The organism is Caballeronia fortuita (assembly GCF_001544835.2).
Lineage (GTDB): Bacteria > Pseudomonadota > Gammaproteobacteria > Burkholderiales > Burkholderiaceae > Caballeronia > Caballeronia fortuita.
Genome location: NZ_FCNX02000007.1, coordinates 136,529 through 151,456 on the forward strand (window position 1 = coordinate 136,529; position 14,928 = coordinate 151,456).

16 protein-coding genes are annotated in these 14,928 nt (G+C 63.8%); 5 read left to right on the plus strand and 11 right to left on the minus strand.

Annotated features, from left to right (window positions below):
- Positions 1 to 1,062: a dTDP-glucose 4,6-dehydratase gene (gene rfbB / locus AWB77_RS15110; RefSeq protein WP_061135259.1), complete on the minus strand. Its 1,062-nt coding sequence runs from the start codon at positions 1,060 to 1,062 to the stop codon at positions 1 to 3.
- 347 nt (positions 1,063 to 1,409) lie between these two features.
- Here rfbB and AWB77_RS15115 point away from each other — a divergent pair, with 347 nt between their 5' ends.
- Positions 1,410 to 2,264 (plus strand): symmetrical bis(5'-nucleosyl)-tetraphosphatase, encoded by an 855-nt coding sequence (locus tag AWB77_RS15115; protein ID WP_061135260.1) that lies wholly within the window; start codon positions 1,410 to 1,412, stop codon positions 2,262 to 2,264.
- Here AWB77_RS15115 and AWB77_RS15120 read toward each other — a convergent pair.
- The 6 genes from AWB77_RS15120 to AWB77_RS15145 are packed head-to-tail and all read right to left on the minus strand — an operon-like array spanning position 2,233 to position 6,900.
- The gene (locus tag AWB77_RS15120; RefSeq protein ID WP_061135261.1) at positions 2,233 to 3,033 is read right to left on the minus strand and encodes a lysophospholipid acyltransferase family protein; all 801 of its coding nucleotides are present in this window, start codon (positions 3,031 to 3,033) and stop codon (positions 2,233 to 2,235) included. The genes AWB77_RS15115 and AWB77_RS15120 overlap by 32 nt on opposite strands.
- A gap of 2 nt (positions 3,034 to 3,035) precedes the next feature.
- Positions 3,036 to 4,313 (minus strand): dihydroorotase, encoded by a 1,278-nt coding sequence (locus AWB77_RS15125; RefSeq protein WP_061135262.1) that lies wholly within the window; start codon positions 4,311 to 4,313, stop codon positions 3,036 to 3,038.
- Between the two features lie 9 nt (positions 4,314 to 4,322).
- Positions 4,323 to 5,333: an aspartate carbamoyltransferase catalytic subunit gene (locus AWB77_RS15130; protein WP_061135263.1), complete on the minus strand. Its 1,011-nt coding sequence runs from the start codon at positions 5,331 to 5,333 to the stop codon at positions 4,323 to 4,325.
- A gap of 43 nt (positions 5,334 to 5,376) precedes the next feature.
- Complete coding sequence (pyrR, locus tag AWB77_RS15135; protein WP_061135264.1) at positions 5,377 to 5,892, minus strand: bifunctional pyr operon transcriptional regulator/uracil phosphoribosyltransferase PyrR; 516 nt, start codon at positions 5,890 to 5,892, stop codon at positions 5,377 to 5,379.
- Entirely contained in the window at positions 5,879 to 6,325 is a 447-nt protein-coding gene (gene ruvX, locus AWB77_RS15140) for a Holliday junction resolvase RuvX (protein WP_061135265.1), read from the minus strand. Before ruvX ends, pyrR begins: the two co-directional genes overlap by 14 nt.
- The gene (locus AWB77_RS15145) at positions 6,322 to 6,900 is read right to left on the minus strand and encodes a YqgE/AlgH family protein (RefSeq protein WP_061135266.1); all 579 of its coding nucleotides are present in this window, start codon (positions 6,898 to 6,900) and stop codon (positions 6,322 to 6,324) included. The genes ruvX and AWB77_RS15145 overlap by 4 nt, the downstream gene beginning before the upstream one ends.
- A gap of 30 nt (positions 6,901 to 6,930) precedes the next feature.
- Here AWB77_RS15145 and AWB77_RS15150 point away from each other — a divergent pair, with 30 nt between their 5' ends.
- On the plus strand, positions 6,931 to 8,427 hold the full coding sequence (locus tag AWB77_RS15150; protein ID WP_061135267.1) for a cryptochrome/photolyase family protein: 1,497 nt from the start codon (positions 6,931 to 6,933) through the stop codon (positions 8,425 to 8,427).
- On the opposite strand, the gene AWB77_RS15155 is transcribed toward AWB77_RS15150, so the two are convergent.
- Together AWB77_RS15155 and AWB77_RS15160 are read right to left on the minus strand one after the other, a co-directional pair.
- Positions 8,424 to 9,818, minus strand: a complete 1,395-nt coding sequence (locus AWB77_RS15155) for a hypothetical protein (protein ID WP_061135268.1) — start codon at positions 9,816 to 9,818, stop codon at positions 8,424 to 8,426. The two genes, AWB77_RS15150 and AWB77_RS15155, sit on opposite strands and share 4 nt — an antisense overlap.
- A 362-nt stretch (positions 9,819 to 10,180) precedes the next feature.
- A complete protein-coding gene (locus AWB77_RS15160; RefSeq protein ID WP_025527884.1) occupies positions 10,181 to 10,351 on the minus strand; it encodes a rubredoxin in 171 nt (56 codons plus the stop codon).
- Positions 10,352 to 10,631: 280 nt separating this feature from the next.
- Here AWB77_RS15160 and thiD point away from each other — a divergent pair, with 280 nt between their 5' ends.
- From thiD to AWB77_RS15175, 3 genes are read left to right on the plus strand one after another with little or no spacing between them, the layout of a single operon-like run.
- Positions 10,632 to 11,507 (plus strand): bifunctional hydroxymethylpyrimidine kinase/phosphomethylpyrimidine kinase, encoded by an 876-nt coding sequence (gene thiD / locus AWB77_RS15165; RefSeq protein WP_061135269.1) that lies wholly within the window; start codon positions 10,632 to 10,634, stop codon positions 11,505 to 11,507.
- Positions 11,508 to 11,544: 37 nt separating this feature from the next.
- Positions 11,545 to 12,324, plus strand: a complete 780-nt coding sequence (locus tag AWB77_RS15170; RefSeq protein WP_061135270.1) for a DUF72 domain-containing protein — start codon at positions 11,545 to 11,547, stop codon at positions 12,322 to 12,324.
- A 23-nt stretch (positions 12,325 to 12,347) separates the two neighbouring features.
- A complete protein-coding gene (locus AWB77_RS15175; RefSeq protein ID WP_061135271.1) occupies positions 12,348 to 12,740 on the plus strand; it encodes a hypothetical protein in 393 nt (130 codons plus the stop codon).
- A 103-nt stretch (positions 12,741 to 12,843) separates the two neighbouring features.
- Here the strand turns inward: AWB77_RS15175 and groL are convergent, their stop codons facing one another.
- Positions 12,844 to 14,484 carry a chaperonin GroEL gene (gene groL, locus AWB77_RS15180; RefSeq protein WP_061135272.1) on the minus strand — a complete coding sequence of 547 codons (1,641 nt, stop codon included), beginning with the start codon at positions 14,482 to 14,484 and terminating at the stop codon, positions 12,844 to 12,846.
- A gap of 79 nt (positions 14,485 to 14,563) precedes the next feature.
- Positions 14,564 to 14,854: a co-chaperone GroES gene (locus tag AWB77_RS15185; RefSeq protein ID WP_006999126.1), complete on the minus strand. Its 291-nt coding sequence runs from the start codon at positions 14,852 to 14,854 to the stop codon at positions 14,564 to 14,566.
- Between the last annotated feature and the right edge of the window lie 74 nt (positions 14,855 to 14,928).

Genomic DNA, 14,928 nt, shown 5'->3' on the forward strand with positions numbered 1-14,928 from the left:
TCACGCGCGCTGCGCGTAGTTCGTGTCGACCCATTTCCGGTATTCGCCGGACGCCACTTCGTCGGTCCAAGCCTGATTGTCCAGATACCACTGAACCGTCTTTGCAAGACCGGTTTCGAAGGTTTCCGCAGGCTTCCAGCCGAGTTCGCGTTCGAGCTTGCGCGCGTCGATCGCGTAGCGGCGGTCGTGGCCCGGGCGATCCTTCACGTAAGTGATCTGATCGCGGTAAGAGCCGCTCGACTTCGGCTTCGCGCGGTCGAGCAGATCGCACAGCGTGTGCACGACTTCGAGGTTCTTCTTCTCGTTCCAGCCGCCGACGTTGTATGTCTCGCCGAGGGCGCCGCGCGCAAGCACCTCGCGGATGGCGGCGCAGTGATCGCCGACGTAGAGCCAGTCGCGCACGTTCTGGCCATCGCCATAAACAGGCAGCGGCTTGCCAGCAAGCGCATTGGCAATCATTAGCGGGATCAGCTTCTCAGGGAATTGGTACGGACCGTAATTGTTCGAGCAGTTCGTGGTCAGAACCGGCAGGCCGTACGTGTGGTGATACGCGCGCACCAGGTGGTCGGAACCGGCCTTCGTCGCCGAATACGGACTGTTCGGCGCGTAGGGCGTGGTCTCGGAGAATTGAGGGTCGGTAGCGGACAGCGAGCCGAACACTTCGTCGGTCGAGACGTGCAGAAAACGGAATGCCTGCTTCTCGTCTTCCGGCAGCTTGCTCCAGTACATGCGCGCGGCTTCGAGCAGCGTGAAAGTGCCGACCACGTTCGTCTGCACGAAATCAGCCGGGCCGTGGATCGAGCGGTCGACGTGGCTTTCCGCCGCGAAGTGCACGATGGCGCGCGGCTGATGCTGCGCCAGCAACGCGTCGATGGCGGCGCGATCGCAAATATCGGCGCGCGCGAACACGTGGCGGGCGTCGCCTTCGAGCGACTTGAGCGTGCCGAGATTTCCCGCGTACGTCAGCTTGTCGATGTTCAGGACGGGTTCATTCGAAGTCTTGAACCAATCCAGTACAAAATTGGCACCGATAAAGCCGGCGCCGCCCGTCACGAGAATCATAAATGCCCTCTTTACTGCTTTAGTCAGTCAGAATAACCGGATGCATTCCTGAGTCAGTAGAATTTGCGCGAAAAAGAATTATTGAAAAGATTAACGCGGAATCTATGACCGACGAACAAGTTAATTCCGATTCGTATCGGATCAGTCGCTGATTATAAGGCCACGCCTTGCCAAGACGACATAGATAACAACTTGATACAGCGAGCTATTTTCCGTTGCATCGCGTTTCAATGTGTAACCGCGAAGTAATCTTCCGTGCATTTGATATGAACAGACAGTCTTCGCGGCCTGCTTCATAATTTCCAATAATCTCTTTCCAGCTTGTAGCACATGACTGATCGCTTTCAATGACCGACGCCCTCACTTCCAGCATCGACACTTCTCTCGCCCCTCTCGTCTTCGGCGACCTGCAAGGCTGTTGCGACCCGTTCGAGCGTCTCCTGAAAAAAGCCGCGCCCGCGCCGGACACGCCGCTCTGGTTCGCGGGCGACCTCATCAACCGCGGCCCGAAGTCGTTGCAAACGCTGCGCGAAGTCATCGCGCTCGGCTCGCGAGCGACCGTCGTGCTCGGCAATCACGATCTGAATCTGCTGTCCGTCGCTGCAGGCCTGCGCAAGCCGAAGAAAGGCGACACGCTCGATGACATCCTCGCCGCGCCCGATGCCGACGATCTCATCGAATGGGTGCGCCACAAACCCGTCGCGCATTTCGAAAACAACGTGCTGATGGTCCACGCGGGCGTGCTGCCGCAATGGGACGCGACGATGACGATGGAACTCGCGCACGAACTGGAGCAGGCATTGCGCGCGCCGAACTGGAAAGAGACGCTCGCGACGCTCTACGGCAACGAGCCGCATCGCTGGGACGATGATCTGAAGGGCGCGGATCGACTGCGCGTGATCTACAACGCGTTGACGCGCATCCGCTTCTGCACGCCCGAAGGCGCGATGGAATTCGCCAACAACGGCGGCCCCGATGCCGCGCCGCCCGGCTACATGCCGTGGTTCGACGTACCCGGCCGCCGCACGCGCGACGTGACGATCGTCTTCGGACACTGGGCCGCGCTCGGCCTCATGATCCGCAACGACGTGCTGTGCCTCGATTCAGGCTGCGTGTGGGGCAACAAGCTGTCGGCGGTGCGCATGACCGCCGATCCCGCGCAACGCGTGGTTACGCAGGTGAGCTGCTCGATGAAGAAGTGAGCGGCAGCTCCGCCGTCGTTTCGACGACCGCCGGCGCGCCGCGCATCCGCTGCAGCGCGGCGTCGACCGAAGCCTGCGCCTCGCTCGCGAGCAGCCGCCGATCCGCACCCGGCGCGAGTGCATCGCATACATACAGATGCGCCGTGAGCGGGCGCGCGCGCAAAAGCGCTTCGAGCGAATCGTTGAGCGACATATCGCCGATATAAGCGGGCGCGGTCGATTGCCTGCCGTGCGCGTCTTCGTACATCAGGCAGATGGGCTGCACCGGACACGACGCCGACACCGCCGCCTGAAAGAGGTTCGCGTGAAACGGCAGCAACGCTTGCCCGTCGGTGGTCGTGCCTTCCGGGAACACGCACATCATTTCGCCCTTCATCAGCCGATCCGCGAGTTCGTGCATGATGCGCTTCGCGTCGCTGCGCTTCTCGCGCTGCACGAACACCGTGCCCAGTTGATGCGCGAGCCAGCCGACCACCGGCCACTTGCGGATCTCCGCCTTCGACACGAACGGCGTCGGACGCCACGCGTTGATGACGTAGATATCGATCCACGAAACGTGATTGCCGACGACGAGCACGCCGCTGTCGAGCCGCGCTTCGTCGTTGTGCACGACGAGTGTCATGCCCGACAGCCGCAGCATCTCGATCGACCACACGCGGTTCATTTCGCTGCGCTCAGCCGCCGACGCGCGCGGAAAGCGCATCGCAACGATCCACATGCCGTACAGCAAATGCACGACGAGCCGCAGCTTGCACCACGCAAAGCGCATGATCAACGGCTCTCGTAAGCGACGTGACCGCCGACCACCGTCGCGCGCACGCGCGCCGGCAGTTCGTAGCCGCGAAACGGCGTGTTGCGGCCCTGGCTCTTCAGCTTGAGCGGATCGACACGCCATTCGCCCGATGCATCGAACACGCACAGATCGGCGATCGCGCCCGTCGCGATGCGGCCGGCGGGCAGCTTCAGCACATTGGCGGGCGCGGACGTGATGCGCGCGAGCGCCTTCGCGAGCGGCACGTTCGCTTCGCGCGCCCACTTCACCGTCAGCGACAGCAGCAGTTCGAGACCGGTCGCACCGGGCGTCGCTTCGGCGAATGGCAGGAGCTTCTCGTCGTCGTCGAGCGGCGTGTGATCGGAGCAGATCGCGTCGATGACGCCATCGGCGAGACCGGCGCGAATCGCATCGCGGTCGCGCTGCGAGCGCAACGGAGGATCGAGGCGGAATTGCGAATCGAAATAACCGATGTCGATATCGGTCAGATGCACGTGATTGATCGTCACGTCGCACGTCACGGCGAGCCCTTCGGCCTTCGCGGCGCGCACGAGCTCGACGCCCGCCGCCGACGACAGATGCGACAGATGCACGCGCGCGCCGGTCACGCGCATCAGTTCGAAGATGGTATGCAGCGCGATGGTTTCCGCCGACACCGGCACGCCCGACAGCCCGAGCCGCGACGCTACCGCGCCGCTCGCCGCCACGCCGCCCTTCGACATGAACGCGTCCTGCGGGCGCAGCCACACCGTATAGCCGTACGTGGTCGCATACTGCAGCGCGCGCTGCAGCGTGCGCGTATCGACGATCGGGTTATCCGCCTGCGAGAAGCCGACGCAGCCCGCCTCGGTCAGCTCGACCATCTCGGTGATGGCCTCGCCCTTCAGACCCATGGTCAGCGCGCCGAGCGGATACACATGCGCGAGATGCAGCTTCTGCGCGCGGAACTTGAGCATTTCGACGAGACCCGGCTCGTCGAGCGGCGGATCGGTGTCGGGCGGGCACACGAGGCTCGTCACGCCGCCCGCCATCGCCGCGGCCATTTCGGATTCGAGCGTCGCCTTGTGTTCGAAGCCCGGCTCGCGCAGCCGCGCGGACAGATCGACGAAACCCGGCGCGATGTGAAGCCCCGATGCGTCGATGATCTTCGCCGCGTTGAATTCCGCGGGCGCCTCGCCCAGGCCGACGATGCGCCCCGCCGCGATGAACACGTCCTTGCGTTCTTCCGTGCCGGCTGCCGGATCGATGATCGTGCCGTTCTGAATCTGGATCTTCATGTCGATTGATTAGTCGCTGTTGCCGGCCACGATGCCCATCACCGCCATGCGCACGGCGATACCGAAGGTCACCTGATTCAGGATCACCGACTGCGGGCCGTCGGCCACTTGCGAGTCGATTTCCACGCCGCGATTCATCGGGCCCGGATGCATGACGATCGCATCGGGCGCGGCGAGCGCGAGACGCTCGGGCGTCAATCCCCAGCTCTTGAAATATTCCTGCGCCGAAGGCAGCAGCGCGCCGCTCATGCGCTCGTTCTGCAGGCGCAGCATGATAATGACGTCGACGCCCTTCAGCCCTTCGTCGAGGTTGTGATAGACGTGCACGCCCATCTGATCGAGATTGCTCGGCAACAGCGTGCGCGGACCGATCGCGCGCACTTCGGGCACGCCGAGCGTGGTCAGCGCGTGAATGTCCGAACGCGCGACGCGCGAATGCAGGATGTCGCCGACGATCGCCACGCGCAAGCTAGTGAAGTCGCGCTTGTAATGGCGGATCGTGTACATGTCGAGCAGGCCCTGCGTCGGATGCGCGTGACGGCCATCGCCCGCATTGATGACGTGCACGTGCGGCGCGCAATGCTCGGCGATCAGATACGGCGCGCCGCTCGATGCGTGACGCACGACGAACATGTCGGCGTGCATCGCGGAGAGATTGTTGATCGTGTCGAGCAGCGATTCGCCCTTGCTCGTCGACGATGCGTTGATGTTCAGATTCAGCACGTCGGCCGAAAGACGCTTCGCCGCGATCTCGAACGTGGTGCGCGTGCGCGTGGAGTTTTCGAAGAAGAGATTGAACACCGACTTGCCGCGCAGAAGCGGCACCTTCTTCACCTCGCGATCGGTCACGCTGACGAACTGCTCGGCGGTATCGAGAATGTGCGTGACGATGGAGCGCGGCAATCCTTCGATGCTCAACAGGTGCTTCAGCTCGCCGTTTTTCGTGAGCTGCGGATTGCCCTTGAGAAAGCCGTAGCGAAAGGAGTCGGGCGCGGCGGCGCCTTCGGTGGCGGTATTCATGTTGATCCCGGATGTTTCTCTGAAAGATGCCGATGCGAATGCGTCAGCCCGCGCGCGCTTCCGTGCGGAACTCGAACGCGCCATCCTCGCGGCGCGCAAGCACGAGATTCTGGTTCGCGGGCACATCGACGGTCGCGCCGGTGAAACGCGCGCCGATCGGCATTTCGCGTCCGCCGCGATCCGCGAGCACCGCGAGATCGATCGACGCCGGACGGCCGTAGTCGTACAGCTCGTTGATCGCCGCGCGCACGGTGCGGCCCGTCGACAGCACGTCGTCGATCAGGACGATGCGCCGGCCGTTCACGTCGAAAGGCAGTTCGGTCGGGCGCGCCTGGCTGTGCAGGCCTTTTTTCGCGTAGTCGTCGCGATGCAGCGCCACGTTCACCACGCCGATGTGCGGCGCGTTCAGATCCTTCGCCAGCCGCTCGGCGAGCCACACGCCGCCGCTGTAGATGCCCGCGAGCACGGCGCCATCGGGCGCGGCGAGCGATTGTCCGTACGCTGCGCGAATCTGGTCGACGAGCGCGCGGTACAGCGCCTCGGCGTCAATGGAACTCATGATCGTCGGCAAGTCCGTCGAGATATTGTTGAAGGATGACGCGCGCGGCTTCGGCATCGATCTCATCGAAACGGCCCCGCGCATTGGCGCGCACGCCCCGCTCGCGCAGGTCGGCTTTGGCGTCGACGGACGAATAGCGCTCGTCCACCCATTGCACCGGCACATTGAAACGGCCGTTCACCTGATTGCCGAAGCGTTTCGCGAGCGCGCTCATTTCGTGCGGCGTGCCGTCCGGATGCATCGGCATGCCGACGACGATGGCGTCGGGCTTCCACTCGTCGAGCAGCTTGCCCACTTCGACGAAACGATAATCGCGATTGCGGTTTTCCAGCGTGACGAGCGCGCGTGCGTTGCGAGTCAGCGTGTTGCCGACGGCGACCCCGATGCGCTTCTCGCCGTAATCGAATGCCAGCAGCGTGGCTTCGCGGCTCATGCGTGCCCTGCTTCGCCGGACAACATCGAACGCGACACGCCGAGCAGCGAGAGCGCGGCCTCCAGCCGGTCTTCGGCGGGCACGTCGAAGATGATGCGGGGATCGGCTTCCACGGTGAGCCAGCCGTTCTTCGAGATTTCCTCTTCGAGCTGGCCCGCGCCCCAGCCCGCGTGACCGAGCGTCAGCAGGAAGCGCTCGGGGCCCTTGCCGCTCGCGACCGCTTCGAGCACGTCCTTCGACGTGGTCATGGCAAGGCCGCCGGGCACGCTCATCGACGAGCTATAGGGCTCGCCCTCGCCCGCTTCGTGCAGCACGAAGCCGCGCTCGGTCTGCACGGGACCGCCGAAATACACGGGAAGATGAACGAGCGGCTCGATCTCGAGCTTGAGATCGATGCGGTTGAAGAGCGATTGAAGGTCGATGTCGGTCGGCCGGTTGATGACCAGACCGAGCGCGCCTTTCTCGGTGTGATCGCAAAGGTAGACCACCGTTCCTGAAAACGTCGGATCGGCCATACTGGGCATGGCGATCAGGAACTGATTCGTCAAATTGATGCGATCGGAAGTCTTGGACATAATTCAGAATTTTAACAAAGGCGCTGCGAGATGGCCGACTTTGATGTGGGTCTGGTGTGGTTTCGGCGAGACCTGCGCGCGGCAGACAATGCTGCACTCTATCACGCGCTTACAAGGTGCCGCCGCGTGCTATGCGCCTTCGTTTTCGATCGCGATATTCTCGCGCCGCTCGACAGAAAAGACCGGCGCGTGCCGTTCATCCATGCGAGCGTCGTGGAGCTGGAGCGCACGCTGCGCGAGGCCGGTGGCGCGCTGATCGTGCGCTACGGCCATCCTGTTCACGACGTTCCGGCGCTCGCGCGCGAATGCGGCGTGAATGCCGTGTTCGCCAATCGCGATTACGAACCGGCGGCGAAGGCGCGCGACGAAGCGGTCGCGGCGAGACTCGTGAGTCAGGACATCGCGTTTTTCACGTTCAAGGATCAGGCCGTCTTCGATCATGACGATGTGATGACAGGCGCGGGCAAGCCCTATACGGTCTTCACGCCCTACAAGCGCAAATGGCTCGCGACGCTCACGCCGGATGCGCTGAAACCCTACGCGTCCGAAGATCATCTGAACGCGCTCGCGAAACCGCCGGCAGGCGTGAAGCATACGGTTCCATCGCTTTCCGAACTCGGCTTTCCCGATGCGCACGGCCCGGCGTTTCCGGCCGGTACGAGCGGCGCCTATGAACTTTTCGACGATTTCCGCGACCGTATGACCGATTACGGCCGCACCCGCGATTTCCCCGCGCTAAAGGGCCCGAGCTATCTCGGCGTGCATTTGCGGCACGGCACCATGTCGATCCGCGCGCTCGCCCGCAGCGCCCACGATGCGCAGCGTCACGGCGACAACGGCGCGCAGACGTGGCTCGGAGAGCTGATCTGGCGAGAGTTCTATTTCTCCGTGCTGCACCATTTTCCGCACGTCGGCGTGGCCGGCGATCATCGCGCGTTCAAGCCGGAATACGACCGCATCCGCTGGGAAACCGGCGACGCCGCCGACGCGAATTTCGCCGCGTGGCGCACGGGACAGACGGGCTATCCGCTCGTCGATGCCGCAATGCGCCAGATCAACACATCGGGCTATATGCACAACCGGCTGCGCATGGTGGTGGCGAGCTTTCTGACGAAGGATCTCGGCATCGACTGGCGGCGCGGCGAAGCCTATTTCGAAGGGCTATTGAACGACTTCGAACTGTCGAACAACAACGGCGGATGGCAATGGGCCGCGTCGAGCGGCTGCGACGCGCAGCCTTATTTCCGCATCTTCAATCCGGTCACGCAGTCGCGCAATTTCGATTCGGCGGGCAAGTTCATCCGTCATTACGTGCCGGAAATCGCCGGATTGTCCGATCGCGATATCCACGCGCCGTGGCTCGCCAAGCCCGATGCGCTCGCCGCCGCGAAGATCGCGCTCGGCGCGGACTATCCGCTGCCGGTCGTCGATCACGAAGCCGCGAGAAAGCGCACGCTCGTGCGCTATGACGTCGTGCGCGGGCCGGGCGCGAAGAAGCGACCAGCCGATGGAGCCGACGAAGATTAGCGCGTGATCGGCGCGGGCTTTTCGATCATCGCGGTCAGCGCGACGATCGATCCGCGACCCTCGGAAGGCGCGATGCCGGCGGCCGCCTGATGCAGCATCGAACGCAGCATCTGCGCGGCGCGCTCAGGAACGGTTGCGTCGACGCCGCGCGTCGCACCTTCAGCGCCGTCGGCGTGCGTCTCTCCGTGATGCGCGACGCGCCGCCATGCGAGGCCGAGCGTGTCGGCGAGCAGGGCGACGTGCCCGAGCCCCAACGCGCAAGCCGCCGCGCCCAGCCGATGCGACGCGTCCGCCGCCGACAGCGCCGCCGCTTCGTCGACCATGCCGGTTTCGTTCGCCTGCGTGCCGCGTTCGACGAGCGCGTCGATCGACGTCTCCGCGCTCTGCAGGAAATCCTCGTAAGCCGCCGCGTTCACGCGCAGCACGCCGAGATCGCGCGTCGCGGCTTCGCGCGACGCTTCCTCGCCCGCCTGCACCGCGCCCTCTTCCCACGCCGCCTGCGATGCCGGCGTCGCCGCGACGTGCCACGCGACCGTCAGGCCGTAGTCGCACAGGACGTCGACGTGCGCGGCATCTTCCGGACCCGCGCCGTAGAGCGCGAAGTCGCGCCACAGGAGCGCGAGCGTCGCGCGCACGAGCGAGCGGGGCGCGTACGACAGCGCGTGCGCCTGATCCGCGAGCACAAGGTTAAAGCGCGCGTAGAGGCGCTTCACGTCGGCGGTGTTGTCGAACGCGCCGCCGTTGCGCTGCGCGCGCTCGCGCAGCGCACGAACCGCCGACGACGCGAGCCGCCAGAAATCGTAGGGATCGGGGCCGCGCAGTTCGTCGAGACAGGCATCGAGGCGCGCGAAGGCATCGGAGGCGGCTTCGGCTGGACCGCGCAGCAGCGTCAGCAGCGTTTCCTCGTAACGGGCGCGCGTGTGGACGAGCCGCTCCGGCGCGATGCCGCGCAGGGTCGCCGGCGCGATGGCGCGGCCGACGAGCGCGAGGTCGTCGTAGGAAACCGGCGCGATGCGCGTGTGCGACGCGAGCAGCGCATGCAGCCCGCGATAGTGATCGAAGAGCGCCGTCGAGCACGACAGTTCGCGCAGATTGCGCCGCTCGACCGCCCCGCGAAACGTGGCGATCGCATCGGCGATATGCGCATGGCTCGCCTCCGATTCCTCGCCGAGCGGCGCGACGAGCGCGAGCGCCTCGGCGAAGCGCTGCGCAGGCAGCCAGCCCGCCGAATGCAGCGCGGCGATGGCGCGTTTGAGCGCGGCACCGGTCTCGCCCTGACGCTGGAACGCGTGCAGCGCGTCGGTCAGCGCCATTTCGGCGAGTCGCACCGATCCGCCGCGCGGATTGGGCAGGGCTTCGAAAGGAACGGACAGATCGGGACGAGATGTCATAACAGCGCTCACAAGCCGGTTCGCGCGCGCGGAGATCGATGCCGCCGTCGCACGCGGTTGAAATGCGTTATCGGCAGACGAAGGAAGGCCATTGCCTCGCCTGCTTCAAGCGTATGCCTTAGCGTATGCCTTATCGGACCGATGCGGAAAACCAGACGCGCCGCGGCCCTTCGCACATCTGTTTGCCAACATCGCGCGGCGCCGGAACGCCGCAACGAACTCGTCTGACGCTGCATACCTTGAAAAATCGACAGCCGCACGACGGCTGCCTCACGCGCGGCACGCGCCGTCGTCGACGAACGCGGTCCGCAAAAAACGCGCGCCGCATGACGCGAGTCATGCGGCGCGGCAGAACGACAAGATCAGATCTGAACCATCTCGAAATCTTCCTTGCGGGCTCCGCATTCGGGACAGGTCCAGTTGATCGGAACGTCCTCCCAGCGCGTGCCCGGCGCGATGCCCTCTTCGGGCAATCCCGCCTCCTCGTCGTAGATCCAGCCGCAGATCAGGCACATCCAGCTTCTGTATTCCATACTTATGCCGAGTCGATTGGTCGGTTGAAATTAGGACATGATGGTACCGTGTTGCCGTGTCGATGCCTAGCAAGCAGGCTGCCCGGTTCGGACGATCGTGACATCCATCGAAACGGTCGCCGCGTCCGAGCTGACGCCCGAGGCTAGCGCGCCGGAAAAAAGTGCGCAAAGAAAACTGCCCGGCGGCATTAGGCCGCATAATCAGACATGACCGAGCGGGCATACGCTCAGCGCCGATCGTCCATTCAAGCAATCCAATACCAAAATGTCCGCTTTTGCCATGACCGGCGATTCCCCACCGATCGTTCTTGCCTTCGGACTTTCCGATCCCACGGGGGGATCGGGCCTCCAGGCCGACTTGCTGACGCTCGCGAGCATGGGCTGCCACGGCGCGACCGTGTTGACCGGCTACGCGGTGCGCGATTCCGCCACCTGCGATGAAGTCACCGGGCTCGACCCGGACGCCGTCGCGACGCAGGCGCGCATGTTGCTGGAGGACATGCCGGTCGCCGCGTTCAAGATCGGCGCGGCGACGCGCGCAGAGGTCGTGTCCGCCATCGCCGAGGTCGTCTCCGACTACGACGACGTGCCGCTGATTCTCGCGCCGGATTTCACGCTCGACGACGAACACGTGCTGTCCGCCGACGAACTGCGCGAATCGCTCGCCGATCTGCTCGTGCCGCAGACCACCATGCTGATTGCCGATCACGCCACCTTACTGCAACTCGCGCAGCCGGACAGCGACGCCGAATCGCCGACGCTCGATTCCGCGATATCCCACATTCTGGCGCAAGGCTGCGAGTACGTGCTCGCGATGGAAACCGGCACGCATCGTCACGTGAACACGCTCTACAGCGAGGAAGGACTCGTGCGGCAGGACACGTGGGAGCGCAGCGTGCAACGCATCATGGGCCTGACCGATACCCTCGGCTCGGCCGTCGCCGCCTTGCTCGCGAACGGCCAAGAGCCGGCCGAAGCCGCGCGCGAGGCGCAGGAGTACGTGTTCCAGGCGGCGCGCGCCGCGTTCCGGCCCGGCATGGGCGCGTATCTGCCCGATCGTTTTTTCTGGGCGCGTTCGAACGATGCCGACGAAGACGGCGAGGCTTCCTCGCCGCCCGACGATTCCACGGGATTGCCCGGAGAGGCCCGGCACTGACATCGACCCACGATAAGAAGGGAGGCGACGCGAGCCCATGCCATACCGACTGCCCCATCTGCACAAGCCCGGCCCGCAAGGCGCAATCCGCATCGGCTGCGCGGGCTGGGGTCTGTCGAGCGCCGTCTCCGCGAGCTTTCCGCACGATGGCACGCATCTGGAACGCTATGCGCACGTGCTGACATGCGTCGAGATCAACTCCAGTTTCTACAAGCCGCATCGCGAGCAGACTTACGCGCGCTGGGCCGAGAGCGTGCCCGAATCGTTCCGCTTCTCGGTCAAGCTGCCGAAGGCGATCACGCATGACGCGCGCCTCGTCGATACCGAATCCCTGCTCGACGAATTCCTGCAAGCGGCCGGACAACTCGGCGACAAGCTCGGCTGCTGGCTCGTGCAACTGCCGCCGAGCCTGCCGTTCGATCACGACGTCGCGGAGACATTCTTCAAGGTGCTGCGCGCGCGCACGACGCTGCCGATCGCGTTCGAGGCGCGCGAACACGGCTGGTTCACGACGCACGCGGCGGCGTTGCTGAAGGCGCATCACATCGCATACGTCGATGCAGACCCGATCCCCGACGAATGCGAGATCAAGCATCGCGCGGACACATCGCTCGTTTATGTGCGGCTACACGGCTCGCCCGAGCTCTACAAGTCTTCCTACGACTACACCTATCTCGACGATCTCGCGCGCACGCTCAACAACCGCGCGAAGAAGACGCCCGAAGTCTGGTGCATCTTCGACAATACCGCCGAGAGCCACGCGCAGCCCAACGCGCTGCATCTGATGGAGCGGCTGCGGATTCATCACAAGGTCTGAAGTTCTTTCTGGAGGCTCTCTAGATGCTCAAGCTGCTTGCGGCTACGTTCGCCGCGTCTTTCATTTTTACGGCCACACCCGCGCACGCGCAGAACGCCACGCCCGCCGGCGACGGCACGTTTCTGCTGACGATCTTCCTCAAGCACGACGAATCGAAGACGCTGCCGCAGATCAACCAGCAGTTGAAGGAGCAAGGCTACTTCAAGCAGTTCCCGCCGCCGGGCGTCGAGGTGGTGTCGTGGTATGTGATGATGGGCATCGGTCAGGTCGTGACGCTGCGCGTGCCTGCGGACCGCCTGCGCGAGGTGAACCGCGCGATCGAGAGCACCGCTTGGGGCGGATATCGGACGGAGTTTTATCCGACTTACGACTACAAGGCCGCCGCGCAGAAGTTGCGCGAGGAGATGAACAAGTAACGCTCGTTACGAACGAAAAAAAACCCGCATCGCTGCGGGTTTTTTCTTTGGCATGACGCGAGCCTCTTTCGAAGCCCGCGCCGATGTACTGGCCGAAGCCGAATTACATGTCCATGCCCATGCCGCCCATGCCGCCGGGCATGCCGCCAGGCATCGGAGCGTCTTCCTTCGGCAGTTCCGCGACGGCTGCGTCGGTCGTCAGCAGCAGGCCCGCCACCGATGCCGCGTTTTGCAGCGCCGTGCGCGTCACCTTCGTCGGGTCGACGACGCCGGCTTCCACCAGGTCACCGTACTCGCCGGTTGCCGCGTTGTAGCCGTAGTTGCCCGAACCTTGAGCAACAGCCGCCACCACGACGGAAGCTTCTTCGCCGCCGTTCGTGACGATCTGGCGCAGCGGCTCTTCCATTGCGCGCAAGACGATCTTGATACCCGCGTCTTGATCTGCGTTCGCGCCCTTCAGGCCGTCGATTGCCTTGCGTGCGCGGATCAGCGCAACGCCGCCGCCAGCCACGATGCCTTCTTCCACAGCTGCGCGCGTTGCGTGCAGTGCGTCTTCGACACGTGCCTTCTTTTCCTTCATTTCGACTTCGGTCGCGGCACCGACCTTGATCACTGCAACGCCGCCGGCCAGCTTGGCCACGCGCTCTTGCAGCTTTTCACGGTCGTAGTCCGACGTCGCTTCTTCGATCTGCTTGCGCACTTGCTTGACGCGCGCTTCGATGTTCACGGCTTCGCCAGCGCCATCGATGATCGTAGTGTTTTCCTTGCCCACTTCGATGCGCTTCGCCTGGCCCAGTTCAGCCAGCGTCGCCTTCTCGAGCGTGAGGCCGGTTTCTTCCGCAACCACTTGACCGCCGGTCAGGATCGCGATGTCTTCCAGCATCGCCTTGCGACGGTCGCCGAAGCCCGGAGCCTTCACGGCAACCGTCTTAAGGATGCCGCGGATGTTGTTGACGACCAGCGTGGCGAGTGCTTCGCCTTCGACGTCTTCAGCGATGATCAGAAGCGGACGGCCAGCCTTCGCGACTTGTTCCAGAACCGGGAGAAGGTCGCGGATGTTCGAAACCTTCTTGTCGTGCAGCAGCACGAACGGGTTTTCGAGGACGGCGACTTGCTTGTCCGGGTTGTTGATGAAGTACGGCGACAGGTAGCCGCGGTCGAACTGCATGCCTTCGACGACGTCGAGTTCGTCTTCCAGCGACTTGCCGTCTTCGACCGTGATGACGCCTTCCTTGCCGACCTTGTCCATCGCTTCAGCGATGCGATCGCCGATGGACGTGTCGCTGTTCGCCGAGATCGAGCCGACTTGCGCGATTTCCTTGTTCGTCGTGCAGGGCTTGCTGATCTTGCGCAGTTCTTCGATTGCAGCAGCAACGGCCTTGTCGATGCCGCGCTTCAGGTCCATCGGGTTCATGCCCGAGGCGACGTACTTCATGCCTTCGCGAACGATGGATTGCGCGAGCACGGTAGCGGTCGTGGTGCCGTCACCTGCGTTGTCGCTGGTCTTGGAAGCAACTTCCTTGACCATCTGCGCACCCATGTTCTGGAGCTTGTCCTTCAGTTCGATTTCCTTCGCGACCGAGACACCGTCCTTGGTGACCGTCGGGCCGCCGAACGAGCGCTCGAGCACGACATTGCGGCCCTTCGGACCCAGCGTGACCTTGACCGCGTTGGCCAGGATGTTCACGCCTTCGACCATCTTGGCGCGTGCGGAATCGCCAAAAGTGACTTCTTTAGCTGCCATTATCCAACTCCTTGATTCGATTCGATGAGCCGACCGCGCTGCCCGTTGCGGCGCACAGCCCGGCTGTCAAAAAGGATGCTTACTTGACCAGAACGGCCATGATGTCTTCTTCGCGCATGACGAGCAGTTCCTGCCCGTCGACCTTGACGGTCTGGCCAGCGTACTTGCCGAACAGAACGCGGTCGCCGACCTTCACGTCGAGGGCGATTTGCGCGCCCTTGTCATCGCGCTTGCCCGGGCCGATGGCCAGGACTTCGCCTTGATCCGGCTTTTCAGCGGCTGCTTCAGGGATCACGATGCCCGATGCGGTCTTGGTTTCCTGGTCCAGACGCTTGACGATGACGCGATCGTGCAAAGGACGAAGGTTCATACACACTCCTCTCTTGAATGAGACTGAAAACGCGGGAAAACCCGTCCTTTGAGAAGAATCTCGCCAGACGGCAA

Excerpts from the sequence above, each read along its gene's own strand:
- rfbB (WP_061135259.1), bottom strand. The coding sequence starts at position 1,062 with ATGATTCTCGTGACGGGCGGCGCCGGCTTTATCGGTGCCAATTTTGTA.
- AWB77_RS15115 (WP_061135260.1), top strand. The coding sequence starts at position 1,410 with ATGACCGACGCCCTCACTTCCAGCATCGACACTTCTCTCGCCCCTCTC.
- AWB77_RS15120 (WP_061135261.1), bottom strand. The coding sequence starts at position 3,033 with ATGCGCTTTGCGTGGTGCAAGCTGCGGCTCGTCGTGCATTTGCTGTAC.
- AWB77_RS15125 (WP_061135262.1), bottom strand. The coding sequence starts at position 4,313 with ATGAAGATCCAGATTCAGAACGGCACGATCATCGATCCGGCAGCCGGC.
- AWB77_RS15130 (WP_061135263.1), bottom strand. The coding sequence starts at position 5,333 with ATGAATACCGCCACCGAAGGCGCCGCCGCGCCCGACTCCTTTCGCTAC.
- pyrR (WP_061135264.1), bottom strand. The coding sequence starts at position 5,892 with ATGAGTTCCATTGACGCCGAGGCGCTGTACCGCGCGCTCGTCGACCAG.
- ruvX (WP_061135265.1), bottom strand. The coding sequence starts at position 6,325 with ATGAGCCGCGAAGCCACGCTGCTGGCATTCGATTACGGCGAGAAGCGC.
- AWB77_RS15145 (WP_061135266.1), bottom strand. The coding sequence starts at position 6,900 with ATGTCCAAGACTTCCGATCGCATCAATTTGACGAATCAGTTCCTGATC.
- AWB77_RS15150 (WP_061135267.1), top strand. The coding sequence starts at position 6,931 with ATGGCCGACTTTGATGTGGGTCTGGTGTGGTTTCGGCGAGACCTGCGC.
- AWB77_RS15155 (WP_061135268.1), bottom strand. The coding sequence starts at position 9,818 with ATGACATCTCGTCCCGATCTGTCCGTTCCTTTCGAAGCCCTGCCCAAT.
- AWB77_RS15160 (WP_025527884.1), bottom strand. The coding sequence starts at position 10,351 with ATGGAATACAGAAGCTGGATGTGCCTGATCTGCGGCTGGATCTACGAC.
- thiD (WP_061135269.1), top strand. The coding sequence starts at position 10,632 with ATGACCGGCGATTCCCCACCGATCGTTCTTGCCTTCGGACTTTCCGAT.
- AWB77_RS15170 (WP_061135270.1), top strand. The coding sequence starts at position 11,545 with ATGCCATACCGACTGCCCCATCTGCACAAGCCCGGCCCGCAAGGCGCA.
- AWB77_RS15175 (WP_061135271.1), top strand. The coding sequence starts at position 12,348 with ATGCTCAAGCTGCTTGCGGCTACGTTCGCCGCGTCTTTCATTTTTACG.
- groL (WP_061135272.1), bottom strand. The coding sequence starts at position 14,484 with ATGGCAGCTAAAGAAGTCACTTTTGGCGATTCCGCACGCGCCAAGATG.
- AWB77_RS15185 (WP_006999126.1), bottom strand. The coding sequence starts at position 14,854 with ATGAACCTTCGTCCTTTGCACGATCGCGTCATCGTCAAGCGTCTGGAC.